Consider the following 1,983-nt stretch of genomic DNA (forward strand, 5'->3'; position numbering starts at 1 on the left):
TTTTTATAAAAGATAATAAAGTATTTAATAAAAACTATTTAATATCAGATGAAATAGCTTTGTATTTAGAATAAAGCTAAGTTAATTAGAACTTTATTAAAGTTCTAATTAAAACTTATAGCTAAATCCTAAGTTTAATCTATATCCTGTATCAAACTCATTAGAAATATTCTTTGTAAAATCAGCATTAATGTCTAAATTAGAATTTGGTTTTACTAAAAATCCTATTTTAGCATTCAAGCCACTATCTTGGATATTGTTAAGATTGTTTTCTAAAAGAGCTACTACTTTACTTTTTGAAAGAGCATTTAGGTCTTTAAAGTATTGTAATTCAGTAACTAAGCTAAAGTTTTTGTTAAACTCAACTCCTGCTTTAACTCCTGCTTTTATACTAGCTTGAAGACCTTTTTTAGTTTCTATACTTGCATTAGTTCCTTTTAAGTCTAAGTCCTTAAATCTAGTAGCTATTAATTTAATATTAGGCTCTAAGTAATTATTATTTATACTAAATCTATGTCCTAAGCCTAAACCTATTTGATATAAGTCTAAGTAATTAGTAGTATATAAATCAATCTTTTTAGCTTCAAATTTATTTTTTAATGTTACATAAGCTAAAGAATAATCAATAAAGCTTCCATTATAAAAATTAGTAGAAGCATAAGCTCCAAATGACCTTACATTAGTAGAAGAGCTTAAAGCTTTATTTATTTCTAATCTTGAAATATTTGCAAATACTCCATAAGTTAGATTAAATCTATCTAAGCTTATATTCTTATCTATACCAACGCTTGTGCCTTTGTTTCTTAAATCATTATAATTAGTCTTTAAATAATTATATGAATTATTCACCCAAAAGCCGTGATTTTTAATATCATCTCTTAGATAAGTAAATCTATCATTTAAAATATCTGCTTGATTTTTTGCTACATAATAAGGTGTATTAATTATGCTTTTTAATTCAGCTTTTGTATTATCGTCTAATAATTCACTCATAAAATAATCTTTATAGTTTTTATTAATTAATTCTGTTGTAGTGTAATTAACATTGCCTTTACCATCAATTATTGCTTGGATTTCATCTTTGCTTAATTCTTTACCAGCTAAACCTACACTCCAAACTTCTTTAGTTCCATTCTCATCTTGCATAGTTGTATAATGAACTAGATTAGGTGATAATAATACACTTGAAATAGGTGTTGTATAAGTTATCTTAAAGAAGTCTTTATTAACTACTTTAGGTGTTGTAGCTATTGCATCAGCTCTTGTAGAATTTGAATTAGTAGTATTTGAGTTGTTAGTATTATTAATAATTGCAATAGGAACATAGCCATTAATTAATAAGCCTAAGTTTGTATTAGAAATATTAATTATATTATTAAAGCCACTTGCACCATATCTTGCAATGATTGCTCCACTAAAGTGATTATATAAAGAAGTATTATATCCACCACCTGTTATATAAAAAGTAGAATGAGTAGCGTTTAGATTATTTACTGCTAATTGCCCTACTATTTTTGAATTAGTTGTAGTTAAGTTATTAGCTCTAATACCACCTTTAATAGCTGATTTTTCTATAGTGTAATCTCCACTTGTTATTTCTGCTTTATCATATACACTACTAGCATTATCATCTTTACCTTTTAAAAATACTTTAGTATCTTTAGAGCCTTCATTAGTATTATTTAAGAATACATTTGAGTTTGTAATCTCTCCTTTGTTTGCACTAATAGAAGTTGTTTTTAAATCTATATTTTTAATTACTAACTTATCATCTACTTTTATTGTTTGAGCTTTTATTTCATCGGTTGTTTTTATATCATCGTTTATAAAATCAATATTATTAGCATTAATGTCTTTAAAGTTGTTATTAGTAGTAGCACTAAGTTTACCATTATTTACTGATACATTGCCTAAAAAGGTATTATTATCAGCTTTTACTTCGGTATTTGTATTTGTAATAATTACATCGCCTTTAAAGGTATT

1 protein-coding gene is annotated in these 1,983 nt (G+C 25.3%); it reads right to left on the reverse strand.

Annotated features, from left to right (window positions below; all coding sequences use genetic code 11):
- Positions 1–108: 108 nt before the first annotated feature.
- On the reverse strand, positions 109–1,983 hold a 1,875-nt coding region (locus tag AVBRAN9334_RS10035; RefSeq protein ID WP_336607732.1), incomplete at its 5' end, for an autotransporter outer membrane beta-barrel domain-containing protein.

This window comes from Campylobacter sp. RM9334 (assembly GCF_020138145.1).
GTDB lineage: Bacteria > Campylobacterota > Campylobacteria > Campylobacterales > Campylobacteraceae > Campylobacter_E.